Origin of the sequence: Catellatospora chokoriensis (genome assembly GCF_011297315.1) — a bacterium.
Lineage (GTDB): Bacteria > Actinomycetota > Actinomycetes > Mycobacteriales > Micromonosporaceae > Catellatospora > Catellatospora citrea.
The window spans coordinates 396528-418372 of sequence record NZ_JAAOTI010000004.1; the positions used below are offsets into that span (position 1 = coordinate 396528).

Annotated in this window: 22 protein-coding genes and 1 tRNA gene; 10 read left to right on the forward strand and 13 right to left on the reverse strand. The window is 68.3% G+C overall.

Features of this window, described 5'->3' with window-relative positions; translation table 11 throughout:
• Positions 1-59: 59 nt before the first annotated feature.
• Positions 60-1121, forward strand: coding sequence for an aspartate-semialdehyde dehydrogenase (locus HAV39_RS09040; protein ID WP_191838685.1), 1062 nt, complete (start codon positions 60-62; stop codon positions 1119-1121).
• A gap of 72 nt (positions 1122-1193) precedes the next feature.
• Here HAV39_RS09040 and HAV39_RS09045 read toward each other — a convergent pair whose 3' ends face one another.
• The 5 genes from HAV39_RS09045 to HAV39_RS09065 form a co-directional block, all read right to left on the reverse strand.
• Positions 1194-2645, reverse strand: a complete 1452-nt coding sequence (locus HAV39_RS09045) for a diguanylate cyclase (RefSeq protein ID WP_120317457.1) — start codon at positions 2643-2645, stop codon at positions 1194-1196.
• A gap of 309 nt (positions 2646-2954) precedes the next feature.
• Complete coding sequence (locus HAV39_RS09050; protein ID WP_191838686.1) at positions 2955-3206, reverse strand: hypothetical protein; 252 nt, start codon at positions 3204-3206, stop codon at positions 2955-2957.
• 62 nt (positions 3207-3268) lie between these two features.
• Positions 3269-3841 carry a GNAT family N-acetyltransferase gene (locus tag HAV39_RS09055; RefSeq protein ID WP_191838687.1) on the reverse strand — a complete coding sequence of 191 codons (573 nt, stop codon included), beginning with the start codon at positions 3839-3841 and terminating at the stop codon, positions 3269-3271.
• Positions 3842-3942: 101 nt separating this feature from the next.
• The gene (locus tag HAV39_RS09060) at positions 3943-4590 is read right to left on the reverse strand and encodes a hypothetical protein (protein WP_191838688.1); all 648 of its coding nucleotides are present in this window, start codon (positions 4588-4590) and stop codon (positions 3943-3945) included.
• Positions 4587-5819, reverse strand: coding sequence for a hypothetical protein (locus HAV39_RS09065; RefSeq protein ID WP_191838689.1), 1233 nt, complete (start codon positions 5817-5819; stop codon positions 4587-4589). Before HAV39_RS09065 ends, HAV39_RS09060 begins: the two co-directional genes overlap by 4 nt.
• A 433-nt stretch (positions 5820-6252) precedes the next feature.
• Here HAV39_RS09065 and HAV39_RS42580 point away from each other — a divergent pair, with 433 nt between their 5' ends.
• Positions 6253-6342 carry a hypothetical protein gene (locus HAV39_RS42580; protein ID WP_244958763.1) on the forward strand — a complete coding sequence of 30 codons (90 nt, stop codon included), beginning with the start codon at positions 6253-6255 and terminating at the stop codon, positions 6340-6342.
• Positions 6343-7288: 946 nt separating this feature from the next.
• Positions 7289-7930 (forward strand): hypothetical protein, encoded by a 642-nt coding sequence (locus tag HAV39_RS09075; protein WP_191838690.1) that lies wholly within the window; start codon positions 7289-7291, stop codon positions 7928-7930.
• Position 7931: 1 nt separating this feature from the next.
• On the opposite strand, the gene HAV39_RS09080 is transcribed toward HAV39_RS09075, so the two are convergent.
• The 5 genes from HAV39_RS09080 to HAV39_RS09100 form a co-directional block, all read right to left on the reverse strand.
• Positions 7932-8318, reverse strand: a complete 387-nt coding sequence (locus HAV39_RS09080; RefSeq protein ID WP_191838691.1) for a hypothetical protein — start codon at positions 8316-8318, stop codon at positions 7932-7934.
• 331 nt (positions 8319-8649) lie between these two features.
• Positions 8650-9144, reverse strand: a complete 495-nt coding sequence (locus HAV39_RS09085) for a SigE family RNA polymerase sigma factor (RefSeq protein ID WP_239120979.1) — start codon at positions 9142-9144, stop codon at positions 8650-8652.
• Between the two features lie 71 nt (positions 9145-9215).
• On the reverse strand, positions 9216-10496 hold the full coding sequence (locus tag HAV39_RS09090) for a hypothetical protein (protein WP_191838692.1): 1281 nt from the start codon (positions 10494-10496) through the stop codon (positions 9216-9218).
• Between the two features lie 595 nt (positions 10497-11091).
• Positions 11092-11373 (reverse strand): hypothetical protein, encoded by a 282-nt coding sequence (locus HAV39_RS42180; RefSeq protein WP_203736681.1) that lies wholly within the window; start codon positions 11371-11373, stop codon positions 11092-11094.
• Positions 11374-12212: 839 nt separating this feature from the next.
• Complete coding sequence (locus HAV39_RS09100; protein ID WP_191838694.1) at positions 12213-12986, reverse strand: GntR family transcriptional regulator; 774 nt, start codon at positions 12984-12986, stop codon at positions 12213-12215.
• Between the two features lie 339 nt (positions 12987-13325).
• On the opposite strand from HAV39_RS09100, the gene HAV39_RS09105 reads away from it, so the two are divergent.
• The 5 genes from HAV39_RS09105 (at position 13326) to HAV39_RS09125 (ending at position 16913) form a co-directional block, all read left to right on the forward strand.
• On the forward strand, positions 13326-13562 hold the full coding sequence (locus HAV39_RS09105; protein WP_191838695.1) for a hypothetical protein: 237 nt from the start codon (positions 13326-13328) through the stop codon (positions 13560-13562).
• A 71-nt stretch (positions 13563-13633) separates the two neighbouring features.
• Positions 13634-15310 carry a replication initiator gene (locus HAV39_RS09110; RefSeq protein ID WP_244958765.1) on the forward strand — a complete coding sequence of 559 codons (1677 nt, stop codon included), beginning with the start codon at positions 13634-13636 and terminating at the stop codon, positions 15308-15310.
• A 15-nt stretch (positions 15311-15325) separates the two neighbouring features.
• Complete coding sequence (locus tag HAV39_RS09115; RefSeq protein ID WP_191838697.1) at positions 15326-15511, forward strand: helix-turn-helix domain-containing protein; 186 nt, start codon at positions 15326-15328, stop codon at positions 15509-15511.
• Positions 15508-15828, forward strand: coding sequence for a helix-turn-helix domain-containing protein (locus HAV39_RS09120; protein ID WP_239120997.1), 321 nt, complete (start codon positions 15508-15510; stop codon positions 15826-15828). The genes HAV39_RS09115 and HAV39_RS09120 overlap by 4 nt, the downstream gene beginning before the upstream one ends.
• Positions 15825-16913, forward strand: a complete 1089-nt coding sequence (locus HAV39_RS09125; protein ID WP_191838698.1) for a tyrosine-type recombinase/integrase — start codon at positions 15825-15827, stop codon at positions 16911-16913. The genes HAV39_RS09120 and HAV39_RS09125 overlap by 4 nt, the downstream gene beginning before the upstream one ends.
• A gap of 61 nt (positions 16914-16974) precedes the next feature.
• Here HAV39_RS09125 and HAV39_RS09130 read toward each other — a convergent pair.
• Both HAV39_RS09130 and HAV39_RS09135 read right to left on the reverse strand, forming a co-directional pair.
• Positions 16975-17048: transfer RNA gene (locus HAV39_RS09130), tRNA-Pro, on the reverse strand.
• 58 nt (positions 17049-17106) lie between these two features.
• Positions 17107-17982 carry a metallophosphoesterase gene (locus tag HAV39_RS09135; protein ID WP_120317454.1) on the reverse strand — a complete coding sequence of 292 codons (876 nt, stop codon included), beginning with the start codon at positions 17980-17982 and terminating at the stop codon, positions 17107-17109.
• Positions 17983-18054: 72 nt separating this feature from the next.
• Between HAV39_RS09135 and HAV39_RS09140 the strand changes: the two genes are divergently transcribed.
• On the forward strand, positions 18055-18510 hold the full coding sequence (locus HAV39_RS09140) for a GatB/YqeY domain-containing protein (RefSeq protein WP_120317453.1): 456 nt from the start codon (positions 18055-18057) through the stop codon (positions 18508-18510).
• 83 nt (positions 18511-18593) lie between these two features.
• Here the strand turns inward: HAV39_RS09140 and HAV39_RS09145 are convergent, their stop codons facing one another.
• The gene (locus HAV39_RS09145; RefSeq protein WP_191838758.1) at positions 18594-20990 is read right to left on the reverse strand and encodes a transglycosylase domain-containing protein; all 2397 of its coding nucleotides are present in this window, start codon (positions 20988-20990) and stop codon (positions 18594-18596) included.
• Positions 20991-21517: 527 nt separating this feature from the next.
• On the opposite strand from HAV39_RS09145, the gene HAV39_RS09150 reads away from it, so the two are divergent.
• Positions 21518-21814 (forward strand): WhiB family transcriptional regulator, encoded by a 297-nt coding sequence (locus HAV39_RS09150; protein WP_120317452.1) that lies wholly within the window; start codon positions 21518-21520, stop codon positions 21812-21814.
• Positions 21815-21845: the final 31 nt, after the last annotated feature.

A 21845-nucleotide genomic window follows, 5' to 3' on the forward strand; every position in this document is an offset into this window, starting at 1 on the left:
AGCGAGCGAATCGGGCAGCACAGCGGCTGTGCCGCCGGCGAGCGCAGCGAGGAGAAGGCATGAGCCATAAGCTGCCCACCCTCGCCGTCGTCGGCGCCACCGGCGCGGTCGGCACGGTGATGCTCGACATCCTCAGCAACCGCCGCAACGTGTGGGGCGAGATCCGGCTGATCGCCTCCGCGCGCTCGGCGGGCCGCCGCCTGCACGTGCGCGGCGAGGAGGTCGAGGTCGTCGCGCTCACCGAGGAGGCGTTCGACGGCGTCGACGTCGCCATGTTCGACGTGCCCGACGAGGTCTCCGCCTACTGGGCGCCCATCGCGGCGGCGCGTGGTGTGATCGCCGTCGACAACTCCGGCGCGTTCCGGATGGACCCGGACGTCCCCCTGGTCGTCCCGGAGATCAACCCGGCGCAGATCCGCAACCGGCCCAAGGGCATCATCGCCAACGCCAACTGCACCACGCTGGCGATGATCGTGGCGATCGCCCCGCTGCACAACGCGTACGGCCTCAAGGAGCTGGTGCTGGCCTCGTACCAGGCCGTGTCCGGGGCCGGCCAGCTCGGCGTGGACACCCTGCACGACCAGATCGCCAAGGTCGCCGGGGACCGGGTGCTCGGCACCCGGCCCGGCAACGTCCGCAACGCCGTCGGCGACGACCTCGGCCCGTTCGCCGCGCCCGTCGCGCTGAACGTGGTGCCGTTCGCCGGCTCCCTCAAGGACGGCGGCTGGTCCAGCGAAGAGCTGAAGATGCGCAACGAGTCCCGCAAGATCCTGGGACTGCCCGACCTGAAGGTCAGCGCGACCTGCGTACGCGTCCCCGTGGTCACCGGCCACTCGGTCGCCGTGCACGCGGTCTTCGGCTCCGAGGTCGACGCCCCGGGCGCCCGCGAGGTGCTCCAGGGCGCACCCGGCGTGATCGTCGTCGACGACCCCGCCGCCGGGGAGTTCCCCATGCCCATCGATGCCGTCGGCACCGACCCGTCCTGGGTCGGCCGCATCCGCCGCGCCGTCGACGACCCCCGCGCCCTCGACTTCTTCGTCACCGGCGACAACCTGCGCAAGGGCGCCGCCCTCAACACCGCCCAGATCGCCGAACTCCTCGCCGCCGAACTCCGTCACTGACCGGAAAAAGGAAGGGCACCTTCTCAACGCGCCGCGTCTTGGAAGGTGCCCTTCTCCATGTGCGGGCGACTGCTACGGGGCGAGGCGGACGCCGTTGCGGCCGTTGCGCTTGACGGCGTAGAGGGCCTGGTCGGCGCGGTACATCGCGGCCTCCGGCGGCTCCAGCTCGCCCTGCACCGCCACGCCCACGCTGATCGTGCGCCCGGTCGCGCGAGCCGCCGCGACCAGGCGCTCGGCGACCAGCAGCGCCTCCGCGGCGCTGGGCACGTCGATCACCGCGACGAACTCGTCCCCGCCGACCCGGAAGAGCTCGTCCCCGAGCCGCAGCGCCTGCTGCAGCGCGCTGGACATCTGCACCAGCACGCGGTCGCCCGCGGCGTGGCCGAGCGTGTCGTTGACCGCCTTGAACTGGTCGATGTCGATCGCGAGCAGCGCGGTCCGGCCGGGCGTGGCGTTGGCTAGGCGGTCGCCGAAGGGCCCACCGTGGCGCAGCCCCGTCAGCGGGTCGGAGCTGGCCTGCACGTGCAGGCGGCGCAGCGTGGTCAGCTTCTCCAGGCAGGTGCTGGCCTGTGCGGCCAGCAGTTCCAGCAGGTTCACCAGCGCGCTGTCCGGCACGATCGCGGTCTCGTCCAGCACCACCAGCGCGCCGACCGAGGAGGACACCACGGGCGTGCCGGCCCCGAGCGGGACGGCGATCATGGTGCGCACCCCGGCCGCGGTGAGCGCCTCGAAACCGCGGGCGTCGAGCACCGCGGGATCACCCAGGGTGTACGAGGCTCCGTACCGGCAGGCCTCGTCGAGCAGCGCGGCGAGCCGGTCGGGATCGATCTGCGCCAGCCGGGCGACGAGTGGCCGGTCGCGGGGCTCCGGCGAGCTGGCCGCGACGACCACCCGCAGGTCCTGCTCGTCGGGCAGCAGGTCCGGGGCCGGGCGCAGCAGCACGGCGGCGGCCAATCCGGTCACCTCGCGCGCCGCGCGACAGGCCCGGACCAGCACGTCGGCGTCGGTCTCGGCGTTGGTGAGCGCGAGCGCGTGGCGCAGCAACTGCTCGCTGCGCGTCTCGGCCGGCGGGCCGCCCAGCTCGCTCAGGCGTGCGCCGAGCAGCCGACCAGCCTCGGTGAGGGTCTCCTCCCAGCCGTCCAGCGGCTGCGCCTCGGCCCACTCGGCGTTGATCACGCCGACCGGGTGCCCGGTGCGGTCGATGATGGGTGTGCAGATCTCGGAGGTGATCGGCGGCCCGAGCCGGATGTAGTCCGGGTCGTTGGCGACGTCGAGGATGGTGACGGGCTTGCCGCTGGCGTAGACCCGGCCGACCACGCCGTGGCCCAGTGGGACCGCGGAGAACACCTGCCAGGCGCCGCTCGCCGAGACGCACCGGAGCTGGTCCTTCACATGCAGCAGCGCCTCGATCAGGGCGGGGGTGTGCCGGCTGAGCACGGAGACCGTGGCATTGCAGGCTTCTACCGCGCTGCGGGAGGTTCGCAGTGCTGCGGAAACATCATCAATGATGCGAGGAAGGGGCACGGGGCAGGATTTTCGCTCTTTGTCCGGGGTGAGGGGCTTACGGCGGTCAAGCTTACTCACCGTAGGCGGGTACAGCGGCCATTATGAAAATCGTTCGCCGGGCGTGACCATCGGATGAGTGGGTATCCCTGCGCTGCTCACCGGTCCAGGCCTGACGTGATCCACGCATCTCCGTCCCATACACCGGGACATCGGTGACCATATGGGCCGATCATCGACATGGCGCGATGTTCGACGGTCTGTCACCAGGCGTGATCGACAACATGGGTTCACTCGTTCGAGTGACAGCGATCAGGGGCGCTGGGATGCTCAGTCACCGGTTTCGGTGATCTCGGTGAAGTGGGTGCTGCGCCACATCTCGTGGTCGCGCAGCAGCAGCGCGAGCGCATGCACCGCAAAGTTGATCAGCCCGATGGCGACCAGCACACCACCGAGCGCCAGGCCCACGGGGGCGAGACCGGTGTCGTGCCCGGATGACACCGCGGCGACGCAGGCAAGGCCGAACAAGGTGAAAGTGACCGCGACATAGAAGAATCGGCCGGTCTGTGCCGGATGGCGCACGTCGCCTCCTCGGGGCGGGAACTGCGCGCAGCGTACGACGGCACGGCCAGTCGCGGGGGGCGTCAGCCGGCCGCGACCGCGGCCCGCACTCGCCACTCGCGGTCCAGCACGGCGAAGACGAGCTGGTCGGCCCATTCGCCGCCGAAGAGGTAACTCTCGACGTGGTGCGCCTCCTGGCGCATGCCGAGCCGGCCCATCAGCCGCGCGGAGGCCTCGTTGCGGCCGTGGCACCGGGCGAAGACCCGGTGCAGCCCGAACTCGCCGAAGCCCCAGTCCAGCACCGCCGCGGCAGCCTCCGTCGCCAGCCCGCGACCCCCGTGGTCGGGGTGGAAGACGTAGCCGAGTTCGGCCGTACGGTCGACGTCGCTGCGCCAGACCAGCTCCACGGTTCCGATCACCCCGGCGTCGGTCGTCACGGCCAGGGTCAGGCAATCGCCCACCGCGCGCAGCGCGTCCTCGCCCGCCATGGCGGTCACCGACGACAGCGACTGCTCCCGGGTGCGCGGTCCGGCGCCGAGCATCCAGCGGACGACGTCGGGCCGGCTCTGGAACGCGTAGACGTCGTCGAGGTCGTCCAACGTGACCGGGCGCAGGGTGAGGCGCGGCGTGCGGATCGGGTACGTCGGCTGGGACATCAGGCGATCCTAGGGGAGGCCGGGCCCGCGCCACCGGGCATTTGCGGCTTGCGGGGGAGGCCGGGCGACGGGCGCGGGCATCGCTGAACCCTGCCTTGGTGTCAGCCGCAGCCAGGTTCTTGCCCCCGTGCCGGGCACACGGTCAGCGAGTTGTCGAACTCCTTCACGTAGGAGCGTCCGCCCACGTGGTAGTGGACGCGAATCTTGTCGATGCTCGCAGCCTGGGTGGGCGGACCCACCTCTATGACGATCTCCGGACCGATGGCCTGCTCGCTGCCGGCCGGCGCGTCGGCGGGCATCGGCGGGATCTCGTAGCCTTTGACTGGGTGCTCGGGTATAGACGCCCATTCCGTCGGGAGGGGCAGCTGGTAGGCGACGAGCGATCGGGAGTTCGCTATGGCGAGCCGGTCCGCTCCCCAGATGTAAGGTTCCCTGATCAATGCCAGGTCTCCGTGGCCGTGTACCGCCTCGATCCTGTCGAGCACGATCATTTCCCCTGAGTGGTTGTACAACTCAAGGTTGCCCCAGGCCACCCCGGTGTCGCCGGGCCGGACCGGGATGGTGACCGCCAGCCCGGCGTCGCCCTCCAGCGGCCCCTCGTCATGGAGACGGGTGACGACCAGCACGATCAGCGCTGCGACGATGAGAAGGATTGCGACGATGGCTGCGGTCCAGGTTCGCCGCTTGCCGGATGCGGGGGCGGGTACCCGGCCGGCGGCCGGGTACCCGTTCTGTGCTGCATCGCTCATGTCTGCCGGGTCCGTGAAACGGCGTACGGGTACTTGGCCCCGTCACCGCACAGCCCGTAGCTGGTCGTGGCGTTGATCGCCTTGTACTCCACGGCTGCGGAACTGGTCCACTTCTGCTGAGCCTTCATGCTCACTCCTCCGGTGGTGAAGGAGCCGGTCTTCGTAACGGTCTGGTCTTTCGCCACCTTCACCTCGGCACCCGGTCCCAGCGTCGACTGGTTCGCCGTGTTGCAGGTGAACGGGGTCCAGGTGCGGCGCGATGCCCCGCCGTCGGGACGCCATGGCCGGTACTCGGTGTACTGCGACCACCACTGAGCCCCGGTGGGACTGCCGCACCAGATGTCGTAGAGGTTGAACTCGAATCCCACATACCACTCGGCATTCGTGCTCGCCGGAGAGGGCAGGCTGATGGTCATCGCGGTCGTGGTGCCTTTCATCATGCCGACCGACGCGACGAACGATCCGCTCGTGGTCACAGACGCCTCAAGGCTGGTCTCCACCGAGGAGGTATAGGTGAACTTTCCCGTGGTCTTGCTCGCCGTGGCCTGGTTCATGAGGGTGACGTTGCGCCCGGCCGTTCCATCGACCTTCTTGTACCACCAGTAGTTGCCGCTACACCACGCATTCGGGTCGAAGCCCAGGGTCGTGACGGATCCGGGGGCGGTGGTCTTGGCTACGGGAAGCGGGGTGAGACGCAACTGGGGGATCCCGTTGGTCACACCGGTGGTTCGAGACTGCCTGTTCTCGCGCCCCTCCTTGCGCAGTTGCGCGATGTTGTCGGCGCTGGTGTCGCCGTCGGCATCGGGCTGGTAGGCGACGAAGCCGCCCTGCTCACGGGGAGTCATACGAGTCCGGAAGTAGACCTGGCCCTCGGGCGTCTGCCCGGTAAGGATGACGGAGACCAGGCCGTCGGAGTCGCCCGCGGCGGCGACCGCCGCCTCGTCTGTGATCTTGAGTTGGAACACGCCCGCGGCGTTGGTGACGGCGGAGCCCACGACCCGCGGAAGAGAGGTGGTGCCGGCCGGCATGTCATTGATCGTCTGCGCGTCCGGTTCGACCAATGCCTGGATCTCGACGCCGGCCAGTTTGGCGCCGGACCACGACTCGACCGACCCCATGATGTCCGGTCGCTCGTTGGCTGCTGCGGGCGTCACGGCCGTTCCGACCGTGCCGACGGTTGCGATGGCGGCCAGGGCCGCCAGTATTCTTGTCCTCGTTCGCATCTTCATCCCTTTCAGTTGGACTGCGAACTTCGCCGCGCGGTGTTGACGCACCGCGCGGCGACCCCATTGACCGGTAAGGATATTTATCGAAAGCGTTTCGTGAAACAGTGATCAAGTAGCGCGAATCTGTCATATCTAAAATGGCGGGATCGTGGCGTCCACGTTGATCACGTAGGGTTCTGTTTAAGTCGGACATCCGGTACTCGGCCCCATTATTCGGGTGATTTATGATCACGTTCCGTGGGTTAGCGGCTCCCCATAACAGATTGATAACGGATCGGGGGGCCACATCAGGCCATCCAAAGGTCTATTGTGCTGGCCCCTTCTGCACGGGAACCGAGGTCGGCGGGCCGTGAGGTGCGTGGTCCAACTGCACGTCCGCCAGAGGGGCGCCGACGTTGCGCGCCGAGCGGAGGTCCCGGCTGGCACGGTTTCCAACGTGCTGGACCGCCCGGCGACGGTACGGGAGGCGACTCGGGTGAAAGTCCAGTCAGCCATCTCGGACCTCGGCTATGTGCGGGGCCGGTGACTGGCGGGCTGGCTGCCCTGGCGGCGTTCAGGGTTCGCGACGTGGCTGTTCCGTCCGGCCGCCACGGGCCGGCACCCGCAGCGGGCGTCCCGCGACGGGCTGGGTGCGCCCGACAAGCTCAAGGATGAGCGGATGGGGCGCCTGGACGGGTCGGTGCGGGCTCGGTACTCGCACATCACGCGAGCGATGCGAGAACAGCTCATTGAGGCGCTAACCGGACTGCGGTACACGGCACTCGACGTGCGCCGCGCCATCCAGTCCCACGTCGCCGGTCGCCGTACTCGACCGCCTTCTGCGGGAGCGGGGCAGCACTCGTTGACCACCCGAGTTCAAGACCTTCTCCCAGATTTCGGGAACAGATCTTGAGACGAGTGGGGGCCGGTCTCCCTCGGCGGAATACCGGCCCTCACGTGCACTTACTCGGTCGGGGTAGCCGGATTTGAACCGACGGCCTCTTCGTTCCGAATTAGGGCCGGTTGATAGATGACCTGCACGCCGGGAAGGCATCGCTGGTGAAGCGGTCGGCATCCGTCGGCCGACATGCGCACTGAGCGGATGGTTCGGCAAGATCTTCTCCCAGGTTTCCGGTGTCTGGACCTGCGCGGTCATCTCGCGAGAAGAGTGCCAGCGCTGCCGCCCCGTCACACGCCAGCCGTCACCGGCCGATAGCCTCTGCGTGCCCAAGCGTAAAACTTCGGAGGTCACGGTGCTCCCCACCGTCCGCAGGCTAGCCGGTTTCGGCGCGATCTCAGTCGCACTGGCCGTTCCGGCTATCGCCGCAAGCGCATCGGGCGCAGATGCTGCGGAGCCGTCACCCACACCGACCGCTGAAGCGTCTCCCGCCCCGATCTCGTCGCCCAGCTGCCAGGGAAAGATCACGTTCGCGATTCCTGGCTCGGGACCCATCGCCCGCCTTCCCGAAGAGGCAGTGGCTAGCACCATCTCCATGACTTACAGCGGCGACGCCCCGCTTGACGATGGCTGGATCGGGTTTCAGGTGACCCCCGACCTGTTCACCGGCGAGGTGGCACCGCGAGACCTGGTCAAAATGACGCCGCGGTTGTCCTGGAGCGTCGACGGCGGAACGTGGCATCCGGTTCAGCTCGACGACTGGCGGCCGGCGACGCTGCCGAACCACCTTTCGTACTGGGTCACCGACGACTACGCCTTTCCGGGCCTGGCCGCGAACAGCCGTCACTCCGTGCGGTTACGGATCTCGTTCCGGGAGGGGAACCCGAGGGGCTACTACTACGTGAACGCAGGGATCGGCGGCCGCTGCACGGATGCGGGAGAAACGCGGTTCCTCTTCGGGTACGACCCCAAGCTCCTCCGCCTCGACGGAAAGCAGGCCGGTAACAGCGCCAAAGCGACGGCTTCTCCGCCGGCGACACCGTCCGGATCCACCTCACCGCGCACCGCCGCCACCTCGGCATCGGCGTCAGCCCCAGTGACGCGGCGCGCGGATCACTCCGCGGCGGGCGGCGGGAACCTCCGAAACTGGCTGATCGCCGGGGCCGCGGCCGCGGCTGCCGTGCTCGCCGCGTTCGCCGCCGGAAAGGCGATCCGCGCACGCCGGATGATCGGTTGACCTATCCGCAGTTGGGCTCGGCCCATGTCACGTCGAGCAGTGCGACTCCTCGGTCGCCCCAGTAGCGGTAGACCTCGTCGTCCCCGCCCGTCGCGGCCATCCGGGGAATCGGATTGGGTACTGACGCGGGCAGGCTCGAAGAGCCTGCAAGGGTGACCGTCAAACGTGCTTGGCAGGTGTCCGGTCGGCTCGGCTCGGGCACGAACACGCCCGCGATGCCGGTCAGAGACCGCGAAACCGAGGCGTAGCGGGTCAGCTTGCCCACGTTCGAGCTGGCACCGACATAGGTGACCCGGGTGACGCGGACCGTGGCGGACGGGCAGGCTGACTCCAGCTTCGGCGACAGTGCATACGTGTCAGGAGATGGGGAGACCACCAACAAGGTCATGTCCCGGGCGCTGTATTGGCAGCCCGATCGGCTCGAAGAAGGGCGCGGCAGTGCCGGGCTCGGCGAACTCGTCACGCTCGGGCTCGGCGAAACCGTTGCGGGGGTGGCCGAAGGCGACGAACTCGCGCTGCTCGGTGCCGGACCGGTCGGTGCGACGCCGGTGTTGTCGGGCAGTAGTGTGCTGGCCGCGAGTGCCACCGCGCCAACCGCCAGGGCAAGCGCGCGTGTGGCGTATCTGCGGGTCGCCGTTGACCTGACCGCGGCGACCCCGGGCGGCTGGGTGCGGGCCTGGGAGGCAGTTCGGAACGCGGCGAAGTGCTCACGAAGTTCGTCAGACACGGGTCACCTCGTCATCCGTCACATCAAGACTCGATGCGAGCGCTGCTCGGGCGCGGTGAAGCCATGCCTTGACAGTGCCCTCGGGCGAGTTCATGAAGGCCGCGATGTCGGCGATCGACATGTCTGCGAGATAGTGCAGGACGACGGCCTGGCGCTGGTCTTTCGGCAGCTTCGCCAAGGCGCGGGTCAGATCCACGTCATTCGCGGTGGGTTCGGGTACATCCGGCGGTGCGAGGTCACGCTGCCACAGCCGGACAAGGCGGCCACGCCGCCATCGGCTGACGGCGAGGTTCCATGCGACGCGGCGCACCCACGCATAGGGGTCGTCGTACCGGGAGACAACCGACCACTTACCGAAAGCCCTGCAGAACGCCTCCTGGACGAGGTCTTGGGCTTCGGCGTGGCTACCGACGAACGCATGGATCTGCGACGTCAGAGGCCCGAACGCCGCGGAATAGAACTCCGCGAAGTCGTGCTGACTCCCCACCGCACCTCCCCGCCGGCCGTCGAGTATCGCAGCTGGCAGGCGCGGGGGCCTGCGGCCCCCGCGCCCCCCCGTTATGCCAGAGCTTGCGAAACCTGCGCCTCGATCTGAGCGGCCCCTGTAGCAGACAGGCCGGAGACGACGTGAGCGGTGGCAACACCGGTCGGCGTAACCGTCCACAGGTCCGGTACGCCGTCGCGGGTGAAGTCGGCCGCCTCCAGCGTCACGTCGGGATTAATCTGCCAGTTCGCCGAGATCAGGTACTGCGTGTACGCCGCCGATCCGGTCCAGTCGCCGTTGTCGGCAAAGGTGACTGCCTCCCACAGGTACAGCGCTCCGGTGGTTGTGTTCCAGAGGAACATCGCCGTGCCCGACGGCAACAGCAATGACGCGATGCGCCAGTTGTTCCAGTCGTTGCCGCCAGTAGGCGTGGTGTTGGACAACTGTGCCGGGAAGTCGAAAGAGCCAGTTCCGACGCTGCGGTAGTAAGCGAGGTTGAAGCCGTTGACGGCATCCCCGATCGTGCCGAACAAGTCCGGGTAGAGGGAACCGGGCTCGGTCTCACCGGACGCGTTGTACGCGTTGGTCAACTGCAGAGGGTTGTTGCCGTTGAAATCGGACATGTAGCCCGCCGACAGGTGCTGCTCGTTGCCGGAGATGTGCGTCATCATGACCGAACCGTCACCAGTTCCGCTCATGAAGAAGCCGCCGCCAGGGTTGATGCCGTTCGGCGTGTACGCCAGGACGTCGGTGAACCCGTTGCCCATGAAGGCCCCAGTGACGATCTGCGCGCCGTCGAACCGTTCGGGGTCATTGCCGAAGGGGCCGTGAACACCCACATTGACCGCTGGGGTACGCAAGCGTCCGGTAGCCGACCCGGCCGGGTCGCCGCTCGCCAACCAGATGCCGGACCCCAACCCCGCCGGGTCGCCGCTGATGAGCAGGTCGGGATACCCGTCTCCGTTGGAGTCCTTGTCGACTGCCGGCTGTGCCGACATCGCCAAGAAGTATTTAACGGAGCCCAGACTGACCGTTCCACCGGCGCCGACGGCGTTGACCTCCAGCAGCGAGGTCCGCGTCGTCAGCGTCAACGCGATGGTTGCCTGGCCCGAGCTCGCCTTGACCTCACGCACCGCGCCGTCGTTGACCGAGTACCGGTACTTCTTCGGTGTGGTGCCCGCCCCGTCCGGAATGAACGTGACCGTAATCGGCGTACCGACGAAGTAGGGGGCCGGTGCGGCGGTGATCGCGGGATTGGCGACAGCCGCCTGTCCTGCGTGGGCGGCAGCCGGTACAGCCACGGCCGTGCACGATGTCACCACCAGTCCCACTGCCAAGCGGAACATGGTTCTCATGTTTTCCTCCCTGCGGCAGCTTGTGCGGACGAAGGATGATCGGCCGCCTTGCTGCTGTCGCCCTCCAACACGCCGACACCGCACCGAGGTTGCGGGCGTATGGGTGACACGGGTCACAGTGATGCTCGGGGTGCGGGTCCGCTGTTCGCGGAACGATCGTGGAGCGTGGCCGAGCCGTTAGGCGGCTCAAGGATGAGCGGATGGGGCACCTGGACGGATCGGCGCAGGCTCGGTACTCGCACATCACGCAAGCGATGCGAGAACAGCTCATGGAGGCGCTAACCGGACTGTGGTACACGGCGCCCGACGGCACCAGCTGGCCGCCCGATTTAAAGATCTTCTCCCAGAACAGATCTTGAAACCAGTGAGGGCCGGTCTCCCTTGGCGGAAGACCGGCCCTCACTTGCACTTACTCCAGTCGGGGTAGCCGGATTTGAACCGACGGCCTCTTCGTCCCGAACGCGCCCATCAGGCTCTGTCACCGCGCTCTGCTGTTGCTGAACGCCTTGGTAACCGGCGTCAGGCACCCTCCGGTGTTATCCGTTGGCGGTCCGGCTAAGTCCCTGCTGCTGCCTTCCTGCTGCCTGCGACGCAATCAGTATCCCGGTGGAAGGCCAGCGGCTTGACGCGCCGCCGCCTCGGCCGGGGTGTCGTAGTAACCCGGCCTGGCAAGTAGCACAGCTGAGAAGTAGTGGGTCTCCTCGTCATCAGGATCAACGCCCGGCCGCCACAGCGACAGCAGGAGATCCGGCGCGACAAAACATCCCTCTTGCTCGGCGGCCTCCACAACCCGTGTGTGTCCGCGAAGTCGCTCAACTACCTCCAGGGCTGTCATCCCAAAGACGTCTACGTCCCGATAGCGCGCGACGTCGAGCATGTCGTGTTGCTGGTACAGCTCTATCGAGTTCAACCGTCCCCCGCGTCCAAACCCCGGGCTGAAGGCCAAACCGCCAGGACGCCTGACCCACAGCCCTGTCTGCACCGATCCAGTGACCTCGCCCAGGTCGCCCAGAGCACAGCGGGCCTCATCAACAGTGGTTCCCAGGCGCAGCGGCCCGATCCCGTGCGGGGGCTCCAGTTCAAAATCCACGGCACATCGTGGCACGCTGCGCAGACTCGCCGAAGCTACTCCGTCTGTCACCAACCCTCGCGGCATCTCGGCACAAGGCACCACCGGCGACGATCGATCGCGACAGACCTCCCCTGCCATCCCGTCCGCCGTCGACCCACACGCAGTGGACGCGGGTTCTGGCTCCCTGGTCAAGGTGGAGCCCCCAACTGGAGGAACGACCTTGACCAGGGAGCCAGGTTCCGCGTAGGCATCGCCTGGGTCGGCGGCGGGCGGGATGGCCCCCACCCCATCAACCCCGGACCGTAAGACGCAGACGGCCCCTCATCCATCCCGGGGCCGGGGCGGCCCCCGCCGGAGGCGCTAGCTCTAGCAGTTGAGACTGCTAGGTCTAGCGCTCGTGCTAGCCCTGATCCGATGTGCAGGCTGCGATCTAGCGGTTAACGGTGCTGCGCTGGAGCGGCCGTAAAGAGCCCTGGGAGGCTCTGGCGAGGGTTCCGAGTGTCGCTAGAGATCTGCGGGAAGAGCGTCGGTGCGGGGCGCCGCCCTCCCCCGCGCGGGCCGCAGGCAGAGCGCGGGGGGAAGGGCGAGCGCCCACGGTGCGGCGCTTCAGCGCCGCCTTGATCCCATAGAGACCAATTCGGCAATCACTCGGCCAAAGCCGGAACCGGGATCGTGTACGTCAGCTCGTAGCGGTCACCGGGAAACACGATGTCGCAAGCCTCTACGGCGAGATCACCGGCATAGTGCGTGCGCTCAATGACCATCACGTAGGCACCACGGCCGGACAGGGCAAGGCGCTCCGACTCGGCCGCCGTAGCCGCTCTGGCGGTCACTTTCTCAATCACTCGATCAACGTGGATGCCGATGCTGTCCATCCTGGCGATCACACCGGTTGTAGGCCCATCTTCGGGCAGCTCGATCGGCGTCCCCCGCGTCAGCGCGAGAGGTTCCCACGACCAGGACAGCTGAACCGGCCGATGATCGGAGAAGAACCGGTAGACGGTCTCCATCACAGGTTCGCCGAGCGCAACCCCCAACATCTGGGCGACACGGCTGGTGGCTGGCTTCTCGGCGCTCTCGTGATCCCAGTTCGCCTGTTGGCCGGCGTTCGTGGTGTCGGCCTTGAACTGCGAGGTACTGACCGCCTTGCGGGAGTACCGACCCATGCTGTCGCGAACCAGGCGCTTCCGCGAGGTGACGAACACCCCGGCACCCTGTCGCGCCATGGCGATTCCCTCGTGCCTAAGCACAGCCAGCGCGTCGCGGGCAGTCATCCGTGCAACCGCATAGCGCTGCATGATCGTGTTTTCGCCCGGAAGACGGTCGCCTTCCCGGTACTCCCCCCGCATGATCGCTGCCCGCAGGTCGTTCGCGATCTCCTCGTACCGATGCTGGGCACGGTCAGGTGTTTCGGCCATGGCTCTCTTCCTCGGGAGCAACCTCTCTAGAGCACAGGCTACGGATGCCCGACGTGAACCGGAACCAACCCCACGGGTTGGCACAGATTTCTGCGAGATCTCTAGAGAAGCTGTGTTACGGTTGGGACAGGTGAGCTTCTCTAGAGAGGTTCAAACAGACAAATAAAGGCCCCGGTGAGCTGGAACTCGCCGAGGCCGACGCACCGAGTCCTTCCGGAGAGGATCACGATGCACACCCAGACTACCGCCCCTGCGGGGGTTGTCCTCAAGCCCGTTCGGCTGAACTTCGCTCAGTTCTGCCTCTGGTGTGGTGACCGCTGGTGCCAGTCGCAGAAGTGCGTGGACCTTCACGACCAGTCGGTGTGGCAGGTCTGCTCGGAGTGCGACGGCTCCCAGGTCGGCGGGTGCCCGTGCGCGGGTGGGCTGATGGAGGTCCCGCAGGCGTCGTCGGGGGTCGCGCAGCTGCTGGCCGAGGCCATCAAGAACCAGCCTGCCCCGAAGCCGGTGGGCCGTCCGGAGCTGGTCTGCTACGGCAGCGACGCCGACGACCTGATGTACGTGTGGGAACTGCGGTGACCAGCCCCACCGAACCAGTCGCGCGCGATCCCGAGTCAGTCCGGCCAGGATCGCGCGCCGACCGTCTTGCCATGCCGATCGCCCGTGAAGTCCTGGTCGCCATGGCCGAGCACAACGGCGTCTGCGTCCGCCCCCTGGCCATCCGGCGCACCGACCTGGAAACCGGGCGGACCGAGGTCATCGACGTCCCGTGCGGTGCCCGGCTGGCGTCCAAGTGCAAGCCCTGCGCCGAGCGTGCCCGCAAGCTGCGCCGTCAGCAGATCCGCGAGGGCTGGCACCTCGAAGACGAGCCGACCGTGCCGGTCGAGGCCCCGGCCGATGACGTGGTGGCGTTGGTGACCACGCGGGCGCATCTGGAGTTCGACCGCGCCGCCCTGGCCTACGAGCAGCTGTCCCCGGTGGAGCGGGCAGCGCAGGTCGCCGACATCGACTCTGCCGTGGCCGACATCGACGCCCAGCTGTCGGAGTGCCGGATCCGGGGCACCCTGGTCCCCGACGCTGACGCGGCCCCCAAGCGGGTCCGTTCGACCCGCCGCCGTGCTGATGCGGTCGACCTGCCGAAGCTGCCGGTGCAGGCCAAGACGGTTGGCAGGGTCTACCGCGGTAAGGACGGCAAGGCTCACCGCCCGTCGACTCTGCTGACCCTGACGCTCGGGTCGCACGGTCCGGTGCACTCGGCGCGGCGTCGCGGTAGCTGGGTGGCCCCGTGTGAGTGCGGTCGGCTGCACGCCGAGTTCGACCCGCTGATCGGCACCCCCGTGGACCCGGCCAGCTACGACTACCGCCGTGCTGCGCTGGATGCGATCCACTTCGCGAAGGTGCTGGACCGGTTCTGGCAGAACCTGCGCCGGGCCGCTGGCTGGAACGTGCAGTACGCGGGCGCTGTCGAGCTGCAGAAGCGCTTCGCCCCGCACGCCCACTTCGCAGTGCGGGGGACAGTGCCGCGTGCGCTGATGCGACAGGTCGCCGTCGCGACCTACCACCAGGTGTGGTGGCACCACTTCGACGCGCCTGTCTACGACGTCGGCGGCAAGGTCCCCACCTGGAGCGCCGACGTCGGCGGCTACTGCGACCCCGCCACCGGCCAGCCGCTCACAAGCTGGCAAGCCGCCCTTGACGCCCTGGACGACGAGCACGCGACCCCGGCCGATGTGATCCGTCTCGGGCGGGTCGACGCGCGCGGGATCGAGCACGGCACCAAGGACGCCGAGCGGGCCATCCGGTACGTGACCAAGTACCTGACCAAAGACCTGGTCGACAACACCCACCCGCGCACCGACCCGCAACAGGCCCACTTCGACCGCCTCCACGCCGAACTGGCCGTGCTGCCGTGCTCCCCGACGTGCGCGAACTGGCTGCTTTACGGTGTCCAGCCGGACGCCGCCAAGCCGGGTCTGGTGCCGGGCCGCTGCTCGGGCAAGGTGCATCAGCGGACCACGCTCGGGTTCACCGGACGCCGGGTCCTCGTCTCCCGCCAGTGGTCGGGCAAGACCCTGGCCGACCACCGCGCCGACAACCGCGCCTGGGTCCGCACCGTCCTCGCCGGCGCACTCGCCGACGACGAGACGACCCCGGCCGAGGACACCAACCGCTACTCGTTCGAGCTGGCCCGGCCCGAAGACCCCGACGTCTCCAGCCTCGCCGTCCGGCTCATGCGCGCCATCTCCGAACGCCGACGCTGGCACACCGAACTCGAACACGCACGCAACACCGCACTGCCGCCCACAGCCCTCGCCCTGGCCGCCTGACTGGAGGACCGCACCGTGAACCGCACCGACCGCGCAACCTTGCCCCTGCTCCTGGACGTCACCGCTGCCGCAAAGCTGCTGGGCATCTCCCGCTCCGCCGCATACCGCGCCGCCAGCAGCGGCGAACTGCCCTCCCGCCGTCTCGGCGGACGGGTCTACCTCGTCACCGCCAAGGTGCTTGATCTCGTGGAGGAAGCGTGACTACCGCCGCAGCACGACCAGTCCGCACCGTCCCCATGATCGTCCCCGGCCGTCCTAGCGCCGTCCCGTCGCAGTTCAGAAGACGCCTTGCCCCCGAGGTCTACACCGTCGCCGAGGTCGCCGACCTGCTCGGCCTCGCGCTCGGCGGGGCGTACGAACTCGTCCGGGACGGCACGGTCCCCGCGCGCAAGCTCGGCGGGCGCTGGGTCATCCCCAAGAAGCGCTTTCACGCCTGGCTCGACGGCGAGGACCAGGGCGATGAGCCCGACGCTGTTTCGGCAACCCGTGATCGCGGCCAGAGCGGAGGTCGTCGGTGAGCTTCATCCGAAAGACGCCCGGCGGCAAGCACAAGGCGTTCTGGCGCGACCCCGCAGGTAGCCAGCGCTCCAAGACGTTCCGGACGAAGAAGGAGGCGTCGGCCTTCCTCGCTGAGGTAGAGGCGGCCGTGAACCGTGGCACCTACGTCTCGCCGTCTGCGGGGAAGCTGCGCTTCGCCGACTACGCGGACAAGTGGCTGAGCGGCCGTAACGACGAGCGGGCGACAGCTGCCCGTGACGCCTCGATCATGCGTAACCACGTGGTGCCGCGCTGGGGCGCGCTGCCTCTGGCCCGCGTCGAGCACTCCGACGTGCAGGCGTGGATCACAGAGCTGGGGGAGCGGCTGGCCCCAGCCAGCATCGCGGAGTGTCTGCGTCTGACCTCGGGTGTGCTGCGCTCGGCGGTCCGGGACAGGCTGATCGGGTTCAACCCGTGCGAGGGCGTCCGGCTGCCCGCGCGACGACGGAAGGACACCGACGATCTGACCCTCAGCCTGGACGAACTCACGGCGAAGCTTCTTCCGGCAACGCCTGATCGCTACCGGGCGCTCATCGCCCTTGCCGGCGGAACCGGGCTGCGCTGGGGCGAGTGCGCTGGGCTGCGAACCGACGCGCTCGACCTTGTGGCGGGGGTGGTGCGTGTGATTCGGGTGGCCGAGGAGATCTCCGGCCACGTCAGCCTCAAGCCCTACCCGAAGTCGCGGGCCGGTCGGCGGTCGGTGCCGCTGCCGCCATTCGCCAAGGAACTGCTGACCCTGCACCTGCGGGACTACCCGGTCGGGAGTGACGGCCTGGTCTTCGTGGCCAGAACGGGTGAGGCGCTGAAGCGGGGCACGTTCCGCGCCCGTGTGTGGAAGCCGTCACTGAGGCGGGCCGGTCTGCCGGAGGCGCTCCGCTTCCATGACCTACGTCACTCGTACGCGACATGGCTCGTCTCCGATGGTGTACCGATCAACGACGTGGCGGCCGTCCTCGGGCACGAGCAGACGTCCACGACTCTCGATCGGTATGTGCACCCGTCGCGCGACCGAGACAGCAGGGTCCTGCGGTCCTTCGCTGCCTCCGCGCTGCCTACTGCTGGGTGATCTAGGCCCTAGATACACCGAAGGCCCAGATCAGATTTCTCTGACCTGGGCCTTCTTTCGGTCGGGGTAGCCGGATTTGAACCGACGGCCTCTTCGTCCCGAACGAAGCGCGCTACCAAGCTGCGCTATACCCCGAAGCGGTGCTCCGAAATACTAGCTGACCCGGTTCCCGTCGCCAAAACGGGTATCCCCCTCAGCGTGGGATGAGCGTCAGCAGGGTCGCCTCCGGGCGGCAGGCGAAGCGCACGGGAGCGGTCGGGTGGGTGCCCAGACCCGCGGAGACGTGCAGCCAGGCGCGGTCCCAGCGGTGCAGCCCGCGGGCCAGTTTGCGGTCCAGCCCGCAGTTGGTGACCAGCGCCCCGATGCCCGGCACCCGCACCTGGCCGCCGTGGGTGTGGCCGGCCAGCAGCAGCTCGAAGCCGTCGGCGGCGAACGCGTCGAGGATCCGGGGCTCCGGGGCGTGGCTGAGGGCGATGCGCACCGCGGCCGCCGGGTCGGCCGGACCGGCGGGGTAGGCGTCGAGGTCGATGTGGGGGTCGTCGACCCCGGCCAGGTCGACGACGCGGCCGCCGGCCTTGAGCGTGGCGCGGTTGTTGTTGAGGTCTACCCAGCCGGCGTCGAGGAAGGCCGCACGCAGGTCCTCGAAGGGCAGTTCCACGCCGTGCTCGTACTCGCGGTCCTCGCGGAAGTAGCCGAAGGGGCTCTTCAGCACGGGGCCGCTGTAGTCGTTCGAGCCGAAGACGAAGGCGCCGGGCAGCTCCAGCAGCGGCTCGTACGCGGCGAGCACGCCGGGCACCGCGTCCGGGTGGGCCATGTTGTCGCCGGTCACCACGACCAGGTCGGGGTCGAGGCCGGCCAGTTCGCGCACCCAGCGCTGCTTGCGCAGCTGCTTCGGGGTGAGGTGCAGGTCGGACAGGTGCAGCACGCGCAGCGGCTCGGCCTCCGGGGCGAGCAGCGGCACGTCGTAGCGGCGCAGCGTGAACCAGTTGCGTTCGATCAGCGTGCCGTATGCCAGCGCGCCCGCGCCGACGACGGCGGCGCCCAACACGATTTTCCCGAGCGGACCCATGAGGCTAAGAGTAGTTTCATCGCCCGAGGGCAACACAGTGCCGTCGGATGTGCGGAGCACGGAGAGGTGGGTATGGGCACCCTGAAGGAGCGCCTGACCGAGGACATGCGCTCGGCCATGAAGGCGCGCGACGAGGTGGTGACCGGCACGCTGCGGATGGCGCTGGCGGCTGTCGGCGTCGCCGAGGTCGCCGGGAAGGCCAAGCGTGAGCTGAACGACGAGGAGGTGCTCGCGGTGCTCGCCAAGGAGGCGAAGAAGCGCCGGGAGGCCGAGACGGCGTTCGCCGACGCGGGCCGCGCCGAGCAGGCCGCGAAGGAGCGGGCCGAGGAGGAGGTGCTGGCCCGGTACCTGCCGAAGCAGCTCACTGACGAGGAGATCGCGCAGCTGGTGTCGCAGACGCTGGCCGCGGGTGGTTTCAGCGGGATGGGGGCGATGGGCCCGGCGATGAAGGCCGTGCAGGCCGCGGTGGCCGGCCGCGCCGAGGGCGGCAAGGTCTCCGCGGAGGTACGCCGCCAGCTGGCCGCCTAGCGCGGTCCTGCGGCCCGCGGGAGCGGGCGCACAGACGGGCGAGGCCCCGTCCGCGGTGTGCGGACGGGGCCTCGCTGTGTCTGTCAGTTCCGTGGCGGCGGGGGCTGGCCCGGGCCGTTGCCGGGACCGGTGCCTGGATTCGGGGCGCTCTTGCCGTTGCTGACCTCGATCTGGACCATGCCCTTTTTGATGGTCTTGCCGTCCGGGCTGGTGCCGGCCGCGGTGCCCTTGGGGCACTTGGAGTCGGTCTGCTCGGGCGCCACCTCGACGTCGAAGCCCTTGCCCTTCAGGATCGCCTTGGCCTCGTCGATCGTCTTGCATTCGACGTTCGGGATGGAGACCTGGTCGCCATATGCGATCTTGAAGCTGGGCTTGGTGAACTGGATCGCCGGCTTGCCCTTCATGAAATCGCGGAGCGTCTTCTGCACCGCCGGGTTGACCACGCCGTGCTGCATGCCCGAGTCGTGGGCCCAGTCGGGGTTGGTGAGGAAGCCGGAGATGGTGAGCTGCTTGGTGGACAGGGTCAGCGTCGCCGACGCGCTGTTGTCGGTGGTGCCGGACTTGCCGGTGATCGGCTTGCCGACGATGCCGCGGGAGTCGTTGTTGGTCCCGCCGTGGCACTCGCGGTAGGCGGAGTTGTCGCCGCCCGGGCAGCGGCCGGCGTCGACGGCCGCGCGTGCCACGTCCGGGGTCATGACCTGCTTGCAGCGCTTCTCGGCGACGGAGAGCTCGTTGCCCTTGATGTCGGTGATCGACTGCACCGGGGTGGGCTCGCAGTAGACGCCGTCGGCGACGACCGTGGCGTACGCGTTGGCCAGCTCCAGCGGGGTGGTCGCGGAGACGCCCAGCGTGAAGGCGCCCCACTGGCTGGCGTTGTTGGAGTAGCCCAGGTCGTCCTGGGTGGTGCCGGGCTCGTCGTGGAACGTGATGCCCATCTTCTTGGCGACGTTCACCGTGTTCTGGACGCCGGCCAGGATCGCCAGCGGCACGAAGAAGGTGTTGACCGACTTGCCGAAGGCGGTCCACATGTTGTGCACCCCGCCGCCCTGGCCGCTGGCGCAGTAGAAGCCGCCGCAGTTGGCGTTGGGGCCGCTGATCGGGAACCTGGTGATGAACTGTTTCTTGGTCGCCATCGTGAAGTCGAGCGGATAGCCCTTCTCCAATGCGGCGACCAGGCTGAAGAGCTTGAACGCGGAACCCGCCTGGTAGCCGGTGAACCCGTCACCGCCGGTCATCAGCGGGTTGGTGGTGTTCGGGTAGGTGCCGAGCAGGCCCCGGCGCTTCTTGGCCGGGTCGGAGTTGAGCTTGTTCTTCGGGTTGTTCTTGTCGTCGAGCTTGAAGTTGCGGTTGACGGCCAGCGCCCGGACCTTGCCGGAGCCGGGCTCGACGGCGGCCAGCATCAGCGCCTTGTCGTTGTTGACCGAGATCTGGGCCCGGATGTTCTTGTCCGCCGCGTCCTGGGCGACCGGGTCGAGCGAGGTGACGATGCGGAAGCCGCCCGACTTCAGCGAGCGCTCGCGGTCGTACGCGGTGGCGCCGAACACCTCCTGGTCGTTCCACCAGCGCTGGAAGTAGTCGCAGAAGAAGCCCCAGGTGCTCTTGGTGGCCTGCACGCAGCCGTTCGGGGTGATCTTGCCGACGATCTTCAGCGGCTCGGCCTTGGCCAGCGTGGCCTGCTGCTCGGTGAGCGCGCCGGTCTGCACCATCTCGCCCAGCACGTAGTTGCGCCGGTCCACGGCGTCCTTCTCGCCGGAGCCGTCCTCGACACTGAAGGTGCCGGGGAACTTCACCAGCGCGGCCAGGAACGCGGCCTCGGCGGCGGTCAGCGTCTTCGGCTCCTTGCCGAAGTAGACCTGCGCCGCGGCGTAGATGCCGTATGCCCGGTTGCCGAAGTATGCGGTGTTGAGGTAGCCCTCGAGGATCTGCCCCTTGGTCATCCGCTGCTCGATGGCCATCGCGTAGCGCATCTCGCGGACCTTGCGCTTGCTGGTGTCCTCGGTCGCGTCGACGACCTCCTGCGCGGTGTCGGCCGAGTAGGAGATGGACAGCCGGACGAACTGCATGGTCAGCGTCGACGCGCCCTGCTGCACGTCGCCGGCCTGCTTGTTGGCCACGAAGGCGCGGGCGATGCCCATCACGTCGACGCCGTTGTGCTCGTAGAACTTCTGGTCCTCGGCGGCGAGGATGGCCTGCTGGACGATCTTGGGCATCTCGTCCAGCGGAAGGTCGCGCCGGTTCTCGTCGTACATCGTCGCGATGAGCGTCTTGCCGTCGTTGGCGTAGACGTAGCTGATCTGGGGGGAGCGCTTGACGACCAGCTCGTCGGGGAGCTGGCCGAAGGCTTCACCGCCCGCCTTGGCGGCCAGTCCGGACAGTGCCACCGCGGGGAATGCGGCCGCAGCCACCACCACGCCGGCAAGCAGGCCGCAAATCAACAGCGATGCGGCGTTGGCCAGTATGTTGTGGTCGCGCTTTCGCATCAGGGTCACCGCCTCAGGTTACGTGAGCAGAATTCGGCGTCGCGTGCCGCACCATACCGGGTCAGGCTGCGTGGACAGGGCGTGCCGCAGTGACGCCCCCGTCGCCCGCAACCGTTCCGGGCATGTGTTCGTTGTCCAAGACGCACGACCCCTGGCGTGTGGTTGCGTTGCCACGGTCACGAGATGTCCCCCCGGACGTCGTGGCCGCCCCGTTACTCGCAAAACGACGCTCCGCCGCGGGCCGCCGGACCCCCGTCCCGGCCCGCGGGCGGAGGTCACCCTCCGGCGCGCGTACTCGCTGCTCAGGTACTGGCTCAGCGCAGTTAAAGACCTTTTTCCGCCATTTTGGCTGACAACGTTGCGTAATCGTCTGACTACGGAGCATGATGGGCGGGCGAGTAACGCACACCGTTCGCGTCGGTTCGGGGGAACCATCGGGGGGATGTGCCCTGCTCAAGCGACCCTCGGGTCGGGCGGGCCGGGCAAGTCGCGAGCGGTGAGGGGAACGTCAGGGGGGACGTGGACACATGGGCATGGTCAACGATTGGCCCAGTCTCGCGGCGTGCCGGAACGGAGATCCGGACGCGCTGTTCGTTCAGGGCGCGGAGCAGAACGTCGCCAAGAGAGTCTGTCGCGGGTGCCCGGTACGGTACGAGTGCCTGGCGGACGCACTCGACAATCGCATCGAGTTCGGCGTCTGGGGCGGCATGACCGAGCGGGAGCGCCGCGCACTGCTGCGCCGGCACCCGCACGTGGCCAGCTGGAAGCGCGCCTTCGAGGTCGCCATGCAGGAGCAGGACCGCCGCGAGCTGGTCCGTGTCTGACTGATATCACCCATCTTATTATCGAAGGGCC